14 protein-coding genes and 1 riboswitch are annotated in these 18229 nt (G+C 72.4%); of the genes, 7 read left to right on the forward strand and 7 right to left on the reverse strand.

Annotation, left to right across the window (positions count from 1 at the left end; all coding sequences use genetic code 11):
* The first annotated feature begins 164 nt into the window (after positions 1-164).
* Complete coding sequence (locus EJC51_RS29740; RefSeq protein ID WP_126273879.1) at positions 165-518, forward strand: hypothetical protein; 354 nt, start codon at positions 165-167, stop codon at positions 516-518.
* Here EJC51_RS29740 and EJC51_RS29745 read toward each other — a convergent pair.
* Positions 496-1500, reverse strand: coding sequence for a tellurite resistance/C4-dicarboxylate transporter family protein (locus tag EJC51_RS29745; protein WP_126273880.1), 1005 nt, complete (start codon positions 1498-1500; stop codon positions 496-498). The two genes, EJC51_RS29740 and EJC51_RS29745, sit on opposite strands and share 23 nt — an antisense overlap.
* Positions 1501-1590: 90 nt before the next feature.
* The gene (locus EJC51_RS29750; RefSeq protein ID WP_126273881.1) at positions 1591-2727 is read right to left on the reverse strand and encodes a C40 family peptidase; all 1137 of its coding nucleotides are present in this window, start codon (positions 2725-2727) and stop codon (positions 1591-1593) included.
* Between the two features lie 8 nt (positions 2728-2735).
* Positions 2736-2905, reverse strand: a riboswitch (cyclic di-AMP (ydaO/yuaA leader).
* 240 nt (positions 2906-3145) lie between these two features.
* Here EJC51_RS29750 and pcrA point away from each other — a divergent pair.
* Positions 3146-5629: a DNA helicase PcrA gene (gene pcrA, locus EJC51_RS29755; RefSeq protein WP_126273882.1), complete on the forward strand. Its 2484-nt coding sequence runs from the start codon at positions 3146-3148 to the stop codon at positions 5627-5629.
* A gap of 99 nt (positions 5630-5728) precedes the next feature.
* Here the strand turns inward: pcrA and EJC51_RS29760 are convergent, their stop codons facing one another.
* Positions 5729-7177 (reverse strand): M23 family metallopeptidase, encoded by a 1449-nt coding sequence (locus tag EJC51_RS29760; RefSeq protein ID WP_244363465.1) that lies wholly within the window; start codon positions 7175-7177, stop codon positions 5729-5731.
* A 259-nt stretch (positions 7178-7436) separates the two neighbouring features.
* Positions 7437-8303, reverse strand: coding sequence for an esterase/lipase family protein (locus tag EJC51_RS29765; protein ID WP_126273884.1), 867 nt, complete (start codon positions 8301-8303; stop codon positions 7437-7439).
* A gap of 506 nt (positions 8304-8809) precedes the next feature.
* On the opposite strand from EJC51_RS29765, the gene icmB reads away from it, so the two are divergent.
* The gene (icmB, locus tag EJC51_RS29770) at positions 8810-9226 is read left to right on the forward strand and encodes a coenzyme B12-dependent isobutyryl CoA mutase small subunit (RefSeq protein ID WP_126273885.1); all 417 of its coding nucleotides are present in this window, start codon (positions 8810-8812) and stop codon (positions 9224-9226) included.
* Positions 9227-9261: 35 nt separating this feature from the next.
* On the opposite strand, the gene EJC51_RS29775 is transcribed toward icmB, so the two are convergent.
* The 3 genes from EJC51_RS29775 to EJC51_RS29785 all read right to left on the reverse strand — a co-directional run bounded on the left by EJC51_RS29775 (position 9262) and on the right by EJC51_RS29785 (position 12583).
* Positions 9262-10890 (reverse strand): DUF5691 domain-containing protein, encoded by a 1629-nt coding sequence (locus EJC51_RS29775; protein WP_126273886.1) that lies wholly within the window; start codon positions 10888-10890, stop codon positions 9262-9264.
* Entirely contained in the window at positions 10887-11153 is a 267-nt protein-coding gene (locus EJC51_RS29780) for a hypothetical protein (protein ID WP_126273887.1), read from the reverse strand. Before EJC51_RS29780 ends, EJC51_RS29775 begins: the two co-directional genes overlap by 4 nt.
* An 80-nt stretch (positions 11154-11233) precedes the next feature.
* Positions 11234-12583, reverse strand: coding sequence for an SWIM zinc finger family protein (locus EJC51_RS29785; protein WP_126273888.1), 1350 nt, complete (start codon positions 12581-12583; stop codon positions 11234-11236).
* Positions 12584-12738: 155 nt separating this feature from the next.
* Here EJC51_RS29785 and EJC51_RS29790 point away from each other — a divergent pair, with 155 nt between their 5' ends.
* The 4 genes from EJC51_RS29790 to EJC51_RS29805 all read left to right on the forward strand — a co-directional run bounded on the left by EJC51_RS29790 (position 12739) and on the right by EJC51_RS29805 (position 18106).
* The gene (locus EJC51_RS29790) at positions 12739-13869 is read left to right on the forward strand and encodes an ATP-binding protein (protein ID WP_126273889.1); all 1131 of its coding nucleotides are present in this window, start codon (positions 12739-12741) and stop codon (positions 13867-13869) included.
* 126 nt (positions 13870-13995) lie between these two features.
* Positions 13996-16527, forward strand: coding sequence for a DUF5682 family protein (locus tag EJC51_RS29795; RefSeq protein WP_126273890.1), 2532 nt, complete (start codon positions 13996-13998; stop codon positions 16525-16527).
* Positions 16524-16943: a hypothetical protein gene (locus EJC51_RS29800; RefSeq protein WP_126273891.1), complete on the forward strand. Its 420-nt coding sequence runs from the start codon at positions 16524-16526 to the stop codon at positions 16941-16943. Before EJC51_RS29795 ends, EJC51_RS29800 begins: the two co-directional genes overlap by 4 nt.
* A complete protein-coding gene (locus EJC51_RS29805) occupies positions 16940-18106 on the forward strand; it encodes a VWA domain-containing protein (protein ID WP_126273892.1) in 1167 nt (388 codons plus the stop codon). The genes EJC51_RS29800 and EJC51_RS29805 overlap by 4 nt, the downstream gene beginning before the upstream one ends.
* Positions 18107-18229 lie beyond the last annotated feature (123 nt).

Here is an 18229-nt window from a genome sequence, read left to right on the forward strand (position 1 = left end):
GCGCTGCGCATTTCGCTTCACGCGGGGTGCTGACCGAACTGCGGATTCCGGAGCGGGCGGGGGCGGTGCGGTGCTATGGGGCGCATATATGCACGTTCCGAAGGGAGGGGGGAGACGGGGGTGGTGTGCTGGGGTGGACGTGGCCCTGATTAGGCTCCGGGGCCATGGACGTACTCATCCATCTCTTCGTCGGCCTGCACATCATCGGCATCGCCTCGCTGCTCGGCGGCTTTCTCACGCAGATGAAGGCGATGGGGCAGGGCACCGCCCGCTTCGTCCCCGCGATGCTGCACGGCGCGCTGACCATGCTGGTCACCGGCGCGATCCTGGTCGGCCTCAACCAGGCGGACGACCAGCACGTCAACAACGTCAAGATCGGCGTGAAGCTGGCGCTGCTGGTCGTGATCCTCGGGCTGGTCTACGTCAAGCGGGACGAGGAGAAGGTGGAGAAGGGGCTGTTCGGGCTGGTCGGCGCGCTGACCGTGGCCAACGTCTTCATCGCGGTGCTGTGGACGTGAGGGGAGGTTCGTCGGCTCCGATGCCGGCCCGGGCGGAGGCCACGGCACCCGCCGCCACCGCCAGCCACGCCGCCACCGCGATCCACAGCAGCACCTGACCCGGCGTCCTCAACCACGACACGTCGAGCGCGGTGGCCACGGACAGGGTCGCCGCCGACGTCATCCCCATCGGGAACACCGTCGCCCAGCGCCGGACGTCATAGTGCGGACGCGGCCACCCGAACTCGGCGGCCAGCAGGGCGACGTACCAGGCCAGGTCGAGGATCAGCAGAGCGACGGTCACCGCGCGCAGGACGCCCCGGTCGTCGGCGTTCCACAGGTACAGGCTCGCGCTGTCGGCCGCGATCAGCTTCGACCCCGCCAGCGCCGAGATGGCCATCGCCCCGCCGGCCACCCATTGGTCCCCGGCGCCCGTCGTCACCTGGCGCAGGTCGAAGCGGGCCAGGGCTAGGCCGTAGAAGACCAGGCCCAGCCAGAACAGCACCAGCGCCGCGTGCGCGAGCCACGCCGTCGAGATCGCGCCCGCGAGCGTCGCGCCGAGCACCGCCAAGCCCTGCGTCGCCACGCAGGTCAGGAACACCGCGCCCGGCATCCGCCGCTTCCAGTGCCCCATGACCAGCACGATCAGCACCGGCCACAGCACCGTGGCCAGCGCCAGCAGCGCCTCGGCGAGCCGCTGCCAGTCCAGGGCGGAGAAGCGGGTGCCCAGCACCGTGGTCGCGGCGATCGCCGTGAGCGCGCCCGGCGTCTCGGCCTCCGCCACCCAGCGCGAACGCTCCCGCAGCAGGCGTACGGCGAAGCCGGCGGCCAGCACCACCCAGGCCACGCACGCCAGCACGAGGGCGATGCGGGACATCACCTCGTACCCCGTCAGATGCAGGGCGACCGACACGATGCCGGTCGCCATCACCGCGGAACCGGCGGCGGGCGGGCGCTGCGCCCACCAGGTGCGGAGGGGGGAGGTATGGGGCGTCTCGGACATGAAAGCGATGCTAAGGAGCGCGTGGGGGGATCAGAGCGGGGCACGCGCGCGGGCGTGGAGAAAAGAGCGCGGGGCGCGGAGGGGCGACGCCTAGGCCGGGCGCACCACGCTGTGGATCGCCGACTCGCCGTCGTAGTAGATCGACTCCTCGCGGACGTACGCTCCCGGCTTCGGCGCGTGGATCATCATGCCGTTGCCGATGTAGAGGCCGACGTGGCTGACGTCGTCGTAGAAGAAGACCAGGTCACCTGGCTGTGCGTTGGCGAGGGAGACCGTGGTGCCGAAGTTCACCTGGTCGTAGGTGGTGCGGGGGAGGGAGATGCCGGCGGCGTTCCAGGCGGCCTGGGTGAGGCCGGAGCAGTCGTAGGACTCGGGGCCGGTGGCGCCCCAGACGTACGGCTTGCCGACCTGTGCGCGGGCGAAGGCGAGCGCCTTGTCGGCCTTGGTCGCGTAGGAGGAGTCGGCGGTTTGGGTGGTTTGGGTGGTTTCGGAGGGGGAGGGGCTCGCCTTCTGCTCCGCCGCCTTCTGCTGCTCCGCCAGCTCCGCGGCCTTGCGGGCGGCCTCCTCCTGCTTCTTCTTCTCGATCGCCGCGAGCCGCGCCTTCTCCTCGGCGGTCAGCTGCGACAGCAGCTCGCGCGCGGCGGAGAGCTTGCGCTGGACGGTCGCCTTGGCGGTCTTCAGGTCGGCCTGCGAGCCGGTGAGCGTCTCCAGGCTCTCGGTGGCCTCCTGGCGCTTCTTCATCGTCGCGGACTGGGCGCTGATGTAGTCGTCGACCGCACCCTTCTGACGGTCCGTCATGCGGCCCATCAGCTGCGTCTGGTCGAAGTAGTCCTGCGGGGTGTCCGCGAGCAGAAAGGTCGCGGTGTCGGGCGCGGAGGCGCCGGTGCGGTACTGGGCCGCGGCGAAGGAACCGAGCTCCTCGCGGGCCTCGTTGAGCTTCTGGGTGCGCTGGGCGACGTCGTCGAGGAGGGTGTCGACCTCCTTGCGCTGCGCGGCGGTCTTCTCCTTGGCCGAGTTGTACTTCTCGGTCGCCGACTCCGCCTGCCGGTAGAGGTCGTCGACCTTCTTCTCGACTTCCTCCAGGCTCGGCTTGTCGTCGGTCGAGGGGGCGGCGGTGGCCGTCTGGGAGAGCAGGGCCACGGAGGTGAGGGCGGCCGTTGCGAGCGCGGGGGTGCGTATGCCTGCTACGCGCGTTCCCGCAGGACGTGGCCTTGCGTGCGACGCCAAGGGAGGCGACTCCTTCCATGTTCCGCCTACCGAGTTAGCTGTCGGGTTCGGGCGGGTGGTTCGGAAGGTGTGCCCTACGGCCGTCCCCGAGAGGGAGTGGGCCGATTCACCCCAAGGTCGGTGTGGGTCCCCGGCTCCGGTTGCCATGGCGGCGCACCGGACTCGGCGGAGGCCGCGCGGCCCGGCGACGTTCGCCGGTGGGGGTCGTACGGCCTGACCGGCACGGTAGCCAACGGGTGTGGCCCCTGTGAAGGTTGATGTCCGATAGGCCCGATACATTTTCGTGACCTTGGGTGGGCGGGGGAGAAGATCGCGCGGTTTCTCACGGAACGTGACGGTGGGGTCCTGGAGGGTGAGAGGGCCCGAATTCTCGGGGCGGCGGCGGGGTGTCAGTGGGGAGCCCTAGACTCGGAGAGCGATGACAGGCCTCTTTGACGACAGCTTCCTGGCGAACCTCCAGGCCCCCCAGGGCCACGAGGAGGAACCCCCGCCGCCGCCCGAGGACGAGCACGGACCGGAACCCGTTCCGGACGATCTGTTCGGCGGGAAGTTCGACGTACCGCCGGACCGGGACGCGTACTACCGCGACGGCGCCCCGCGCCCGGCCCTGGACGCGGCGGCGCTGATCGAGGGGCTCAACGAGAACCAGCGGGCCGCCGTCGTGCACTCCGGCACCCCGCTGCTCATCGTGGCCGGCGCCGGCTCCGGCAAGACGCGCGTGCTCACGCACCGCATCGCCTATCTGCTGGCCGAGCGGAATGTCCACCCGGGCCAGATCCTCGCGATCACCTTCACCAACAAGGCCGCGGGCGAGATGAAGGAGCGCGTCGAGCAGCTCGTCGGCCCGCGCGCGAACGCGATGTGGGTGATGACCTTCCACAGCGCCTGCGTGCGCATCCTGCGGAGGGAGTCGAAGAAGCTCGGCTTCACCTCGTCGTTCTCGATCTACGACGCCGCCGACTCCAAGCGCCTCATGGCCCTGGTCTGCCGTGACCTCGACCTCGACCCCAAGCGCTTCCCGCCCAAGTCCTTCAGCGCCAAGATCAGCAACCTCAAGAACGAGCTGATCGACGAGGAGGACTTCGCCGCCCAGGCCACCGACGGCTTCGAGAAGACCCTCGCCCAGGCCTACGCCATGTACCAGTCGCGGCTGCGCGAGGCCAACGCCCTCGACTTCGACGACCTGATCATGACGACGGTCAACCTGCTGCGGGCGTTCCCCGATGTCGCCGAGCACTACCGCCGCCGCTTCCGGCACGTCCTGGTCGACGAGTACCAGGACACCAACCACGCCCAGTACGCCCTGGTCAGGGAACTGGTAGGCACGGGTGCGCACGACGAGGACGTCCCGCCGAACGAGTTCGACGTCCCGCCCGCCGAGCTCTGCGTCGTCGGTGACGCCGACCAGTCGATCTACGCCTTCCGCGGCGCGACGATCCGCAACATCCTCCAGTTCGAGGAGGACTACCCGAACGCGACGACGATCCTGCTGGAGCAGAACTACCGCTCCACCCAGACGATCCTGTCCGCCGCCAACGCGGTCATCGAGCGCAACGAGTCCCGCCGCCCCAAGAACCTGTGGACCAATGCGGGCGCCGGCGCGCGCATCACCGGCTATGTCGCCGACACCGAGCACGACGAGGCGCAGTTCGTCGCCGAGGAGATAGACCGACTGACGGACGCGGGCGAGGCGAAGGCCGGCGATGTCGCCGTCTTCTACCGCACCAACGCCCAGTCCCGAGTCTTCGAGGAGATCTTCATCCGCGTCGGCCTGCCCTACAAGGTCGTCGGCGGCGTCCGCTTCTACGAGCGCAAGGAGGTCCGGGACGTCCTGGCCTACCTGCGGGTGCTGGCCAACCCCGAGGACTCGGTGCCGCTGCGCCGCATCCTCAACGTCCCCAAGCGGGGCATCGGCGAGCGCGCCGAGGCGATGATCGACGCCCTCTCCCAGCGCGAGAAGATCAGCTTCCCGCAGGCCCTCAAGCGCGTCGACGAGGCGTACGGCATGGCCGCGCGGTCGACGAACGCCGTGAAGCGGTTCAACGTGCTGATGGAGGAGCTCCGTACGATCGTCGACTCCGGCGCGGGACCGGCGACGGTCCTGGAGGCGGTGCTCGAACGCACCGGCTATCTCGCCGAGTTGCAGGCCTCCACCGACCCGCAGGACGAGACCCGGATCGAGAACCTCCAGGAACTCGCCGCCGTGGCCCTGGAGTTCGAGCAGGAGACGGCGGAGGGCGAGGAGTCCCCGGGGCTCGCCGCCTTCCTGGAGCGGGTCGCGCTCGTCGCCGACTCCGACCAGATCCCCGACGAGGACGAGGACGGCTCCGGGGTCATCACCCTGATGACGCTCCACACCGCCAAGGGACTCGAGTTCCCGGTCGTCTTCCTCACCGGCATGGAGGACGGCGTCTTCCCGCACATGCGCGCCCTCGGCCAGACCAAGGAGCTGGAGGAGGAGCGGCGGCTCGCGTACGTCGGCATCACGCGCGCGCGGGAGCGGCTGTACCTGACGCGCTCGTCGCTGCGCAGCGCGTGGGGACAGCCGTCGTACAACCCGCCCTCGCGCTTCCTGTCGGAGATCCCGGAGCAGCACGTGGAGTGGAAGCGCACCGGCGCCACCGCGGCCCCGGCGGGCCCGGTCTCGGGTGTCGCCGCCACACTGTCGTCCTCCCGCTCCCGCTCCTCGGCGCGAGGCGCGTCCGGCTTCGCCACGAGCCGTTCGTCGGAGAAGCCGGTGGTCTCGCTGGCCGTGGGCGACCGCGTCACCCACGACCAGTTCGGGCTGGGCACGGTCATGGCGGTGAAGGGCACGGGCGCGAACGCCGAGGCGACGATCGATTTCGGCGAGGCCAAGCCGAAGCGGTTGCTGCTGCGGTATGCGCCGGTGGAGAAGCTGTAGCGGTACGGGGGCTTTTCGACTGCGGGCCGGTGGGGGCTGGTCGCGCCCCGCGGCGGAGCCGCTGATCGACTCAGCCCCGCGCCCCTAAAAACCCGATGCTTACGTCGGGTCCAGGCCGTGGCTGCGCAGCCACGGCAGCGGGTCGATCGCCGAGCCGCCGGCCGGGCGGACCTCGAAGTGCAGGTGCGGGCCGGTGGAGTTGCCCGAGTTGCCGCTGTACGCGATCGGGTCACCGGCCTTGACGGTCGTACCGGAGGCGACGCGGTAGCTGGAGAGGTGGCAGTACCACGTCTCCGTGCCGTCCTTCGCGGTCACGATCATCATGTTGCCGTAGGCGCTGTTCCACTGCGTCCGGACGACGCCGTCCGTCGCGGCCATCACGGTCGTGCCGTACGAGACCGGGAAGTCGATGCCGGTGTGCACGGACATCCAGTTGACGCCGGCCTGGCCGTAGTAGGCGCTGAGGCCGTGCTGGGCGACCGGGAGGGCGAACTTGGGGCGCAGCCGCTCTTTGCGGGCCGCCTCCTCCGCCGCCTTCTTCTTCTCGGCCTCCTGCTGGGCCTTGAGGTCGATGCGCTCCTGCGTCCGGCTGGCCCGGTCGGCGAAGTCGTCGGCGCCCGCGGAGAGGGACTCGAGCTGGGTGTCCAGCTTGTTGTTCGCGGCGGACGGTTTGACGGACTTCGTCGTCGCGTCGGACGCGGTCGTCGAGGTGTCCTTGCCGTCGCTCATGCTGCCCATGGAGGCGGCCGCGATGCCCGTGACCCCCATGACGCACGCGGAGGGCACCGCGATCTTCATCAGCGCGGAGCGCTTGGCGGGCGTACGGCGGCGGGAACGGCCCGCGTTGCGGGCGGCCATGCGGGAGCCCGGGGCGGGGGTGGGGTCTTCCTGGTCGTCGAGGAGCGGGGCGGCGTCGCTGTCGTCCTCGGAGAGGGCGGGCAGTTCGCCGGTGGAGCTCAACTCGGTGTCGTGCGCGGCGGGTTCGTCGTAGGAGACCTGCTCGAACAGCGCGGTCGACTGATGGTCGACGGGCTCCTCGTGGTCCGGCGTGACCCCGTCGGAGTTCCACTGCGTGGCGTCGTAGGCGCCGGTGTCGAAGGCCTGCGTGCCCCACTGCCAGTGCTGGGTCTGGTCGGCCGCGTTCCCGGACTGGTCGGGCTGGAGCCAGGCGCCCGCGTCCCACTGCCCGCTCGCGTCCACCGCGCCGACCTGCGGCGGGATCGCGGAGAGCTGCTGATGCTCCCCGGTCCAGCCCGTCGTGTCGTACGTGCCCGTGTCGTAGGCGGCGTGGTGCTGGGCCGCGTACATGTCGTAGTTCAGGGCCTGGTGACTGTCCGTCGGCCACTGCTGGGCGTCGTACGTCCCGGTGCTCTGAGCGCTGTCACCGGGGAGACTGCCGAACAGGGGGTCGGTGTCGAAGTGCGCGGTGGTGGTGTGCGCGCCCGTGTCGTAGCCGTAGCTCGCGAAGTCGCCGTACTGGGCCTCCTGGGTGCCGTACGACGCATAGTGCGCCGACGAGGCATCGGAAGCCGGAGTCGGGGTGGTCATGGTCCCCGACGTGTACGGGTCGTTCACCAACTTCTCTTTCGCCTCGACAACAGGGGCTGCCAGAGCAGTGCGGTGACTGTACCCGGCGGTACGCGGGCGCGACAATCTTCGGCAGGTTTCGCGCCTGAAGGAAACGGGCATTCGGCCGTGTTTCGGGGGACTGCGGGCGCGAGTTTGGCTTTGTGTTCGAAGATTGTTCGATGTTGGACGGCTGTCAGGAGGCTGTCAGGCGGCTGTTACGCCGCCGATGCGCGGCCCGTCACGCCACTGTCAGACCTCCTGTGCCGGTCTCGGCCGCGGCTCCCGTCCTCGTCGAGTCGAGCGCCTGGCGTATCCCCGTCGCGACGGCCGGGTGCACCGGGAGGGCGAGATGTCCGATCCCGCTCACCTGGACGTTCTGCGCCATCAGGTCGGGGTGGTCGATACGGGCGGTCTCCAGCGGGTCCATGAGGTGGTCGAGGTCGCTCCAGAAGCTCACGAAATGCGTACGGCAGCCGGGCGCGGGCCGGGCGAGTTCCGTGAGGACGTCCGAGCCGGGGCGCATCTGGCGCACGATCGGGTGGGCGTCGGCCAGCGGGACCACCCGGGTCCCCGAGTGCGGGGTGCCGAGCGTGACCAGGGTGCGGACGCGGAGGTCGCCGCCCAGGCGCTGTACGTAATAGCGCGCGATCAGCCCGCCCAGGCTGTGTCCGACGACGTCGACCTGCTTGCTGCCCGTGCGCTCGCAGATCTCCTCTATGTGCCGGCCCAGCAGCTCGGCCGCGGTGCGGATGTCGCAGGTCAGCGGTGAGTAGTTGAGGGATTCGAGCTGCCGGTGGCCGTGCTGGAGGAGGCTGCGGCGCAGCAGGACAAAGACCGAGCGGTTGTCGATGAAGCCGTGCAGCAGGACGACCGGCGGCTTGGCCTGCGTCGGCAGCTGCGCGGGGCCGTCCCGGGAAGGGAGCGGGGCGGCCGGCGCGCGGCGTTCCTGGAAGACGCCCGAGGGGTAGAGCAGGAGGTGGCCGGCGAGGATCGCGATCTCCAGGGCGGTCGCCTTCAGCAGCGCCGCGGACAGTCCCGCCAGTCTGCTCGGGAGCAGGCGCTGGCAGAGCGGAAGAAAGGGCTCCACTGCCCGGGTGACCTTCATGGCCGACCTCCTGTCGGCACACGTGAGGACGTCTCTGTCCCCCGTGTGCCCTCGTGGGAGGCCGGGGCGGAGGCGGCCGGCGGGGCATGCGGAGGGCGCGTGGGGTGAGCTCGGCGGATGGCGCGTACCGCGCCGATGACGAGGTGAGACTCCCTGCCGGTGTGGCGACGAGGCTCCCCGCTGTCGTGCCTTACCTGCCCTACGTGCCCTGCGTGCCTCCGTCGGCACGCCGCACCGCCCCGGCGCGCGGCCCGCGGCGCGGTGGTGCGGCGACCTCGTTGCGGCTCCCGTTGCGCTTGCTCCCGCTGCGGTACGAGGGCCGCAGGGGTCTGCGGTCCGTGTGCCGCAAAGACTCGGAACGGTGCGCGGCGAACGTGTCCCACCGTGTGATTTCCCCCTCGGCCAGCGCCGTGAAACTGCCGGTTGCGGGATGCTGGAGATAACGTTCGTTCACTTCCTCGCACGATGGGGTGTGAGGAAGCCGAAGCCGCTTCATGGAGGCAGTGATGGGTGTGGCAGCCGGTCCGATCCGCGTGGTGGTGGCGAAGCCGGGGCTCGACGGCCACGATCGCGGGGCGAAGGTGATCGCGCGGGCGCTGCGCGACGCCGGCATGGAGGTCATCTACACCGGCCTCCACCAGACGCCCGAGCAGATCGTCGACACCGCGATCCAGGAGGACGCCGACGCGATCGGTCTGTCCATCCTCTCCGGTGCCCACAACACGCTCTTCGCCGCGGTGATCGATCTGCTCAAGGAGCGCGAGGCCGAGGACATCCTGGTCTTCGGCGGCGGCATCATCCCGGAGGCGGACATCGCACCGCTGAAGGAGAAGGGCGTCGCCGAGATCTTCACGCCGGGGGCGACGACGCAGTCGATCGTGGAGTGGGTCAGGGAGAACGTGCGGGAGGCGGCGGGGGCGTAGGGCAGCCGCCGACGCGGAACGGCGCGGCCGAACGGCTACACCGTCCCCAGCTCCTCCAGCATCGCCGCCCGCAACCGCAGCGTCGTGCCCAGCCGTTGGAAGGCCTCCGCCCAGTACCCTCCGGCCCCCGGCGAGGCGTCCTCGGACTCGTCCGGCACCGCCAGCAGGCCGTCCAGCCGGCTCGCCTCCGCCGGGTCGAGGCACCGCTCGGCCAGCCCCATCACACCACTGAAGCTCCATGGGTAACTCCCCGCGTCCCGCGCGATGTTGAGTGCGTCCACCACAGCCCGCCCGAGCGGCCCGGACCACGGCACCGCGCAGCCGCCGAGCAGCTGAAACGCCTCCGACAGGCCGTGCGCCGCGATGAACCCGGCCACCCAGTCGGCCCGTTCGCCCGGCGGCAGCGTCCCGAGCAGCTTGGCGCGCTCGGCCAGCGACACCGCGCCCGGGCCACCGGCCTCCGGCGCCGCGGGCGCCCCGAGCAGCGCCCGCGCCCAGCCGGCGTCCCGCTGCCGCACCGCCGCCCGGCACCACGCCGCGTGCAGCTCGGACCGCCAGTCGTCCGTCACCGGCAGCGCCACGATCTCCTCGGGCGTCCGCCCACCGAGCCGCGCCGACCACGTGCCCAGCGGGGCGGCCTCCATCAACTGGCCGAACCACCATGACCGTTCACCCCGTCCCGCCGGAGCCTTGGGTACGACACCGTCCCGCTCCATGCTCGAATCGCACTCGTGCGGCGCCTCGACGACGATCGACGCCACCTCGCGCGTACGGTCCACCGCCACACACGCCGCCGCCCTGACCGCCATCCGCGCGGCGAGCGCCGAGCCCGGCAGCGCCGACAGCAACTCGGCCGCCGTCGCCCGGACATTGCGGCTGCGATCCGACAGCGCCTGCTCCAGGAACGGCTCGTCGTCCGCGCCCAGTCCCGTCCGCAGCGAGTCGAGGAACATCAGCCGGTCCTCGGCCCGCTCCGTCGCCCAGGTCGTCGCCAGCAACTCCCGCGCGGCGGCGGGCTCGCGGGCCCGTATCGCGGCGAGCAGGGCGACGCGCTCGGCGAACAGGCCCTCCTGCCACAGCCGTCGCACGCGCTCCCCGTCCTCCGGCCGCGGCAGCGCCGCGTCCCCGCCGGGTGCCGCGCGCAGGGCGAACCGCCAGTCCGGATTGAGCCGGGCCAGCCACACCGCGCGCGGGCCGGCGAACGCCAGCGCCGCCGGCCGCAGATCCGTACGCCCCCGAGCCGCGTCCAGCAGCGCCGGGAGCAGCTCCGAGGGCGCGGCGAACCCCCGGGCGTTGGCCGCCGCGAGCCACTGGGGCAGCAGCTCCATGAGGTCCGGTGCCGTGCCCCTGCGGCCGCCGCCGCCCGTGCCGGGGCGGTCGGCCAGCAGCATCGCCAGCCTGCGGGCCGCGGCGGTGGGCAGCGCGGGGCGCGGGTCCGCGGGCGCGGGGTCGGGGCGCGCCGCCGCCCGCGCGGGGCGCAGCCCGGCCCGCCGCCGTACGGTCTCCGCGGCGGCCGCGTCCAGCAGCGCGATCGGCGCGGCGCGCCCCGGGGCTCCGGTAGCGGGGGGCCGCCGGTCGGTTCCCAGGAGGGCGGTGGTGACGAGGTCTTCCCAGGTGGCTGATGTCTCTACGGGGATCTCCGCTGGGGTGGGTGTCCTGTTCATGCGAGCACCTTCCGTCGACGGGCGCGTGCGGTGGCGTGGGCGTCGCTCCGCGCGTACGTGATGTGGACGTTGTCGTCGTCCTGGTGGGCCTGCCTGCTGATGCGTGTGGCGTGGACGTTGTCGTCGTCTTGCGCGTCGCGGAGAGTGAGCGTGGCGGGGCCGGTGGTGTACGTGTGCGCTCCCAGATCGGTCGAGTACGGCGGAGAGTTCGGGGTGGTCGTCGGGTACGGCGGAGGCGTCAGGGCGGTCGGACTCGGTGGCAACGTCAAGTCCGTCGGACTCGGCGGTGCGGCCAGGTCGGTCGGATTCGGTGGAGGCGTCAGGTGGGTCGGCTTCGGTGGGGTCAGCACAGTCGGACCGGCTCGCCCGTCCCCTCCGGCCACGCCGTCAGTGGTGTGAAGCCGCGGTGGCCGCACTCGCCGAAGACCTTGAGCGGGACGCCGCCCGACAGCGCGACCAGGCGCCACAGGCCGGGGCGGGAGCGGGCGGTGGGCGTGAGCGGCAGGGCCGCCTCGCCGTCGGCGTCCGCGAGCTGCCAGCCGTCGGCGTCCGGGATCGGGACGACCTGGCCCAGGGTCACCGGGACCGAGTCGAGCCACGGGTCGTCGCGGAGCGCCTCGCCGTAACGGGCGGCGGCCTCGGTCGTGGTCATCCCCGGCGGACGGATGGAGGACGGGGCCGGTGGCGCGAACTGCTCGCCCAGGGCCGCGCGCAGCTGTCCGGTCCCCGGGTACGAGGAGAGCTCCGCGTCCAGGGCCAGGCCCACCGGCAGGGCGAGTTCGGGGGCGCGGCCCGCGGCGCCGTAGGAAAGGAGCAGGGCGCTGCGGCCGGAGCCGGTGCCGTACAACCAGATGCGGCGGGTCGTCAGGCGGGCGTCCGCCGTGTCGTACTGGGCCAGCACCAGCCACTGGTCCCGCACCGGCGGGCCGTCCGCGGAGGCGGGCAGGCCGACACGGGAGCGGACCGTGGCCGCCAGGCCGTCCGGCAGACGCTCGCGCCGCAGCCAGCCCTGGTCCAGGAGGTGGAGGAGAGCGCACTCCTCCAGCAGCCGCACCGGCCAGCCGGGACCGGAGGACGGTATCGCCCCCAACTCCCGCACGCGGGCAGCCAGTCCGGAGGCCTGCGCGTCGACCATGCGGGCCGCCGTCTCCTCCCACAGCCCGTACCCCGCCTGCTCCGCGCCGGCCAGCCCGCCGCGCAGCAGGTCCGCGAGGCGCTGCTCCAACTCCGTCGCCCCCGCGGTGACCCGCTCGGCCCGGCGCTCCGCCCGACGCCGCGCCGCCTCCGGATCACCGGAGCCGGACGGCGACGCGCCCCCGGCCTTCTTCTCCTCCGCGCGCTGTCTTCTCCCCTCCATCCACTGCTCCGCCCAGTCCGGCGCCTGCCCCGACGGCACCGAACCGTCCTCGCCCGCCCAGAGCAGCAGCAGCCCGAGCGCGTGCTTGCACGGGAACTTCCGGCTCGGACAACTGCACTTGTACGCGGGCCCGGACACGTCCGCGATGTCCACGACCGTCTGATACGGCTTGCTGCCACTGCCCTTGCACAGCCCCCACACCGTCCCCTCGTCGGAACTCCCCGTCCCGGACCACGGCCCCGCCGCCCCGAGTTTGCTTCCCGCTTTGCGTGACGCGGTGTCAGGCGCCAGTGCCAGCACCTGGTCCGCGGTCCAGCGCACCCCCTGCTGAGTCATGTCTTCGACGGTAGATCCCACCACTGACAATCGGTCCGCTGAGCGCTGCTGTGAGTGAATTTCTGCAGGTCAGAGCGATTGTCAGTGGTGTGGTGCAAGGTGGGTGCCAGATCCGAGAACGGCAGAACCGGCCGAGCCTGGAGGGGGACTTCGCCATGTCTGTGACCGTTGAGCCGATGCCCGTGGAAACAGGGGAGACGACACCTGCGCAGGCGTTGCGACCGCATGCCGAGGACGCCTTCGCCGCCGAACTCGCGGCGCTGGCCGCCCAGGACGAGCGCCCGCGCCCGGCCCGCTGGAAGCTGTCGCCGTGGGCGGTGGCGACGTACCTGCTCGGCGGCACCCTGCCCGACGGCACCGTGATCACCCCGAAGTACGTGGGTCCGCGCCGCATCGTCGAGGTCGCCGTCACCACGCTCGCCACCGACCGCGCCCTGCTCCTGCTCGGCGTGCCCGGCACCGCGAAGACGTGGGTCTCCGAGCACCTGGCCGCCGCGGTCAGCGGCGACTCGACCCTGCTCGTGCAGGGCACGGCCGGCACGCCGGAGGAGGCGATCCGATACGGCTGGAACTACGCGCAGTTGTTGGCGAACGGCCCGAGCCGTGACGCGCTGGTGCCCAGCCCCGTCATGCGGGCCATGGCGGAGGGGATGACGGCGCGGGTGGAGGAGCTGACCCGCATCCCCGCCGACGTCCAGGACACGCTCATCACGATCCTGTCCGAGAAGACCCTGCCGATACCGGAGTTGGGTGAGGAGGTGCAGGCCGTCCGCGGCTTCAACCTCATTGCCACGGCCAACGACCGCGACCGCGGGGTCAACGACCTCTCCAGTGCCCTGCGCCGCCGCTTCAACACGGTGGTGCTGCCGCTCCCGGAGAGCGTCGAGGCCGAGGTCGACATCGTCTCGCGGCGCGTCGACCAGCTCGGCCGCTCGCTCGACCTGCCCGCCGTACCGGAGGGGATCGACGAGATCCGCCGCGTGGTGACGGTCTTCCGGGAGCTGCGCGACGGGGTCACGGCCGACGGCCGTACGAAGGTCAAGTCGCCCAGCGGCACGCTGTCGACGGCGGAGGCCATCTCCGTCGTCACCAACGGCCTCGCCCTGGCCGCCCACTTCGGCGACGGCGTGCTGCGCGCCGGTGACGTGGCCGCGGGCATCCTCGGCGCCGTCGTCCGCGATCCGGCGGCCGACCGGGTCGTCTGGCAGGAGTACCTGGAAGCGGTCGTGCGCGAGCGCGACGGCTGGACGGACTTCTACCGCGCGTGCCGCGAGGTGAGCGCGTGAGCGGGGAGGACCTGGGGTGGGGGAAGCCTGGCGGGGGCCAGGGAAGCGGTGGGTCGGGCGGCTCCGGCGGCTCGGGTGGCTCGGGCGGGGGCCAGGGATCGGCGGTTCCTGAAGGGAGGGGACGGAGTGAGCGGCAGTGACGGGGGTGAGGTCGGGGCGACCGGCGGGGAGCCGTTGTTGCTCGGCGTACGGCATCACGGGCCCGGGTCGGCCCGCGCGGTACGGGCGGCGCTGGACGCGGCCCGGCCGCGGGTCGTCCTGATCGAGGGCCCGCCCGAGGCCGACGCCCTGATCCCGCTGGCCGCCGACGCGGACATGCGGCCGCCGGTCGCCCTCCTGGGCCACGCGGTGGACGAGCCCGGCCGGTCGGCGTTCTGGCCGCTGGCCGAGTTCTCCCCGGAGTGGGTGGCGCTGCGATGGGCGCTTGAGCAGGACGTCCCGGCCCGCTTCATCGACTTGCCGGCGACGCACTCGCTGGCGTGGGGGAGGGACACGGGGGCCGACGAGGCGGACGAGGCCGAGGCGGACGCGGCCGAGGCGGCCGAGGCGGAGACCGACACAGGCGACGGGTCCGACGGGAGTGAGGGGATCGAGGAGGCTGACGGTGCCGGTCGGATCGACGTCCGGGTCGATCCTCTCGCCGTGCTCGCCGAGACGGCCGGTTACGACGATCCCGAGCGCTGGTGGGAGGACGTCGTCGAGCATCGGGGCGGCGGCACCGGGGACGTGTTCGGGCCGTTCCTCGCCCTGGAGGAGGCGATGGGGGCGCTGCGGGAGACGTACGGGCACGGGGGGCACGACAAGGATCTCGTGCGGGAGGCGTACATGCGGCTCCAAGTGCGGGCGGCGCAGCGTGAGTTCCGAGCGGGGGTGGCCGTCGTGTGCGGGGCGTGGCATGTGCCCGCGCTGCGGCGGAAGGCGTCCGTGGCCGCCGACCGGGCCCTGCTCAAGGGTCTGCCGAAGGTCAAGGCGGACATGACGTGGGTGCCGTGGACGCACCGCAGGCTGTCCCGGGTCAGCGGCTACGGGGCGGGGATCGACTCACCGGGGTGGTACGGGCATCTGTTCGCGGCGCCGGACCGGCCGATCGAGCGGTGGATGACCAAGGTGGCGGGGCTGCTGCGGAAGGAGGACCGGCTCGTCTCCTCGGCGCATGTCATCGAGGCGGTGCGGCTGGCGGAGACGCTCGCGGCGATGCGCGGGCGCCCGCTGGCGGGGCTGAGCGAGACCACCGACGCGGTGCGGGCGGTGATGTGCGAGGGCTCGGACGTACCGCTGTCGCTGGTGCACGACCGGCTCGTGGTCGGGGACGTGCTCGGCGAGGTGCCGCAGGGGGCGCCCGCGGTGCCGTTGCAGCGGGACCTCGACCGGGCACAGCGCAGGCTGCGGCTCAAACCGGAGGCGCTGGAGCGGGAGTTGGAGCTCGATCTGCGCAAGGAGATCGACGCCGGCCGCAGCAGACTGCTGCACCGGCTGCGGCTGCTGGGCGTGGCATGGGGCGAGCCGGTGGCGTCGCGGGGGAGCACGGGCACGTTCCGGGAGACGTGGCGGTTGCGCTGGGAGCCGGAGCTGGCGGTGCGGGTCGCCGAGGCGGGCGTGTGGGGGACGACGGTGCTCGCGGCGGCGACGGCCAAGGCCGAGGCGGACGCCGTCGGCGCGCCGAGCCTCGCCGACGTCACCGCGCTCGCCGAGCGCTGTCTGCTGGCCGAACTCCCCGACGCCCTCCCGGTGGTGATGCAGGTCCTCGCCGACCGCGCGGCCCTGGACGCGGACGTCGGCCACCTGGCCCAGGCCCTGCCCGCGCTGGTCCGCTCCCTGCGGTACGGCGACGTCCGCGGCACCGACACCCACGCCCTCACAGAGGTCGCGGAGGGTCTCGCCGAACGGATCTTCGTCGGCCTTCCCCCGGCCTGCGCCGGACTCGACGCGGACGCCGCGGAGCAGATACGGCGCCATGTGGACGCGGTACATGGGGCGGTGGGGTTGCTGGGGGACGCGGCCGTGGCGGCCGGTCCTGCGGTGGCCAGTCCTGCGACTGCCAGTCCTGCGGCGGCCAGTCCTGCGATGGACGGGACGGAGAGGGGCGCACCTCCCCTGCGGGTCCGCTGGCACTCCGTGCTGCGGGTGCTGTGCGGGCGGGAGAGCGTGCCCGGCGTCATTCGGGGACGGGCCGTGCGGTTGCTGCTCGACGACGGGGAGTTGGGGCAGGACGAGGCCGCGCGGCTCATGGGGCTCGTGCTGTCGCCGGGGACACCGCCGGCGGACGCGGCGGCCTGGATCGAGGGCTTCGTGGGCGGGGGCGCCGGGGGCGGGATGCTGCTGGTGCACGACGAGCGGCTGCTCGGGCTGGTCGACGCCTGGCTGACCGGGGTACCGGCGGACGCCTTCACGGATGTGCTGCCGCTGCTGCGCAGGTCGTTCTCGGCGTACGAGGCGGGGGTCCGGCGCACGCTCGGCGAACTGGTCCGGCGGGGACCGGGCGAGAGGGCCGGAGGTGGGCCGATCGGCAGCGGCGCCGGCCTGCCCGGCTTCGCGACCGGCCTCGACACCGCGCGGGCGGACGCGGTACTGCCGGTGGTGCGGCTGCTGCTGGGGCTGGACGGCGTACCTGGTCATCGGGACGCCGACGACAACGACCTTGCGGGGGTGGGGGGATGACGACCGAGCAGGTGAGCGGGCGGAGTGGGCCGGGGAAGCGGGCCGGTGGGGCGGGGGAGTGGACCGGTGGGGCCGGGGAGTGGACCGGTGGGGCCGGGGGGCCGACCAATGGGTCGCGGACCAGCGGAGCGGGGGAGCGGATGCCTGGGGCGGGGGAGTGGACCGGTGGGCCGGGGGAGCGGATCGAGGGGGCGGGCGCGGTGACGGACGGGCAGGAGCGGGAGAACCCGGCGGAGATTCCGGCGGAGCTCCCGACGGAGGCCCCGGGGGAGATCCCGGCGCAGAGGCGGCCGAGGGCCGGCGTTCGGGTGATGCCGTTGTGGGCGCGGCCGTTGGCGGAGCCCGAGGAGCCGGGGTGGTCCCTGGCCGCGCGACGACCGGCGACGGCCCGGTCTCTTGAGGGGGTCGGCGTATGAGCGGCGACGTGCTGGATCCGGCGCAGGAGCGGTTGCGGCGTTGGCGGATGGTGCTCGGTGGGGACGCGGCGGACGGGACCGGGTGTGTGCTCGGCGGGCGGGACGCGGCGATGGACGGCGCGTTGGCCGCGCTGTACGGGAAGGGGGACCGGCAGGGGCAGCAGTCGGGGCGGGACCGTTCCGCGGGGCTGGGGGCCTCCGCGCCCTCCGTGGCGCGCTGGCTCGGCGACATCCGGACGTACTTCCCGTCCTCGGTGGTCCAGGTGATGCAGCGCGACGCCATCGACCGACTGGGCCTCGCCACGCTGCTGCTGGAGCCGGAGATGCTGGAGGCGGTGGAGGCCGACGTCCATCTGGTCGGCACGCTGCTCTCGCTCAACAAGGCGATGCCGGAGACGACGAAGGAGACGGCACGGGCGGTCGTGCGCAAGGTCGTCGAGGACCTCGAGAAGCGGCTCGCCACCCGGACCAGGGCGACCCTCACCGGCGCCCTCGACCGCAGCGCCCGGGTCAGCCGGCCCCGGCACCAGGACATCGACTGGAACCGCACGATCGCGGCCAACCTCAAGCACTATCTGCCGCAGTACCGGACGATCGTGCCCGAGCGGCTCATCGGCTACGGACGGGCCTCGCAGTCGGTGAAGAAGGAGGTCGTCCTGTGCATCGACCAGTCGGGGTCGATGGCGGCGTCGGTCGTGTACGCGTCCGTGTTCGGGGCGGTGCTCGCCTCCATGCGGTCGATCAACACCCGGCTCGTCGTCTTCGACACGGCGGTCGTCGACCTCACCGACCAGCTCGACGACCCGGTCGACGTCCTCTTCGGCACCCAGCTCGGCGGCGGCACGGACATCAACCGGGCGCTCGCGTACTGCCAGTCGCAGATCACCCGGCCCGCGGAGACGGTGGTCGTGCTGATCAGCGATCTGTACGAGGGCGGCATACGCGACGAGATGCTCAAGCGGGTCGCGGCGATGAAGGCGTCCGGCGTGCAGTTCGTGACACTGCTCGCGCTGTCCGACGAGGGGGCGCCGGCCTATGACCGGGAGCACGCGGCCGCGCTCGCCGCGCTGGGCGCACCGGCCTTCGCCTGTACGCCGGACCTGTTCCCTGAGGTGATGGCGGCGGCGATCGAGAAGCGGCCGATTCCGGTGCCGGAAGGGTGATATGTCGACCCGGTGACCGGCGACTCCGGGCAGCAAAACGGACATGCCTACCCATCGGTAACGGAGGGCTTGCGCAACCTCCGCACTCCCGTGCGAGTATCGACGCCTCTTCAGCGTCGCGTC

The organism is Streptomyces aquilus (assembly GCF_003955715.1).
Lineage (GTDB): Bacteria > Actinomycetota > Actinomycetes > Streptomycetales > Streptomycetaceae > Streptomyces > Streptomyces aquilus.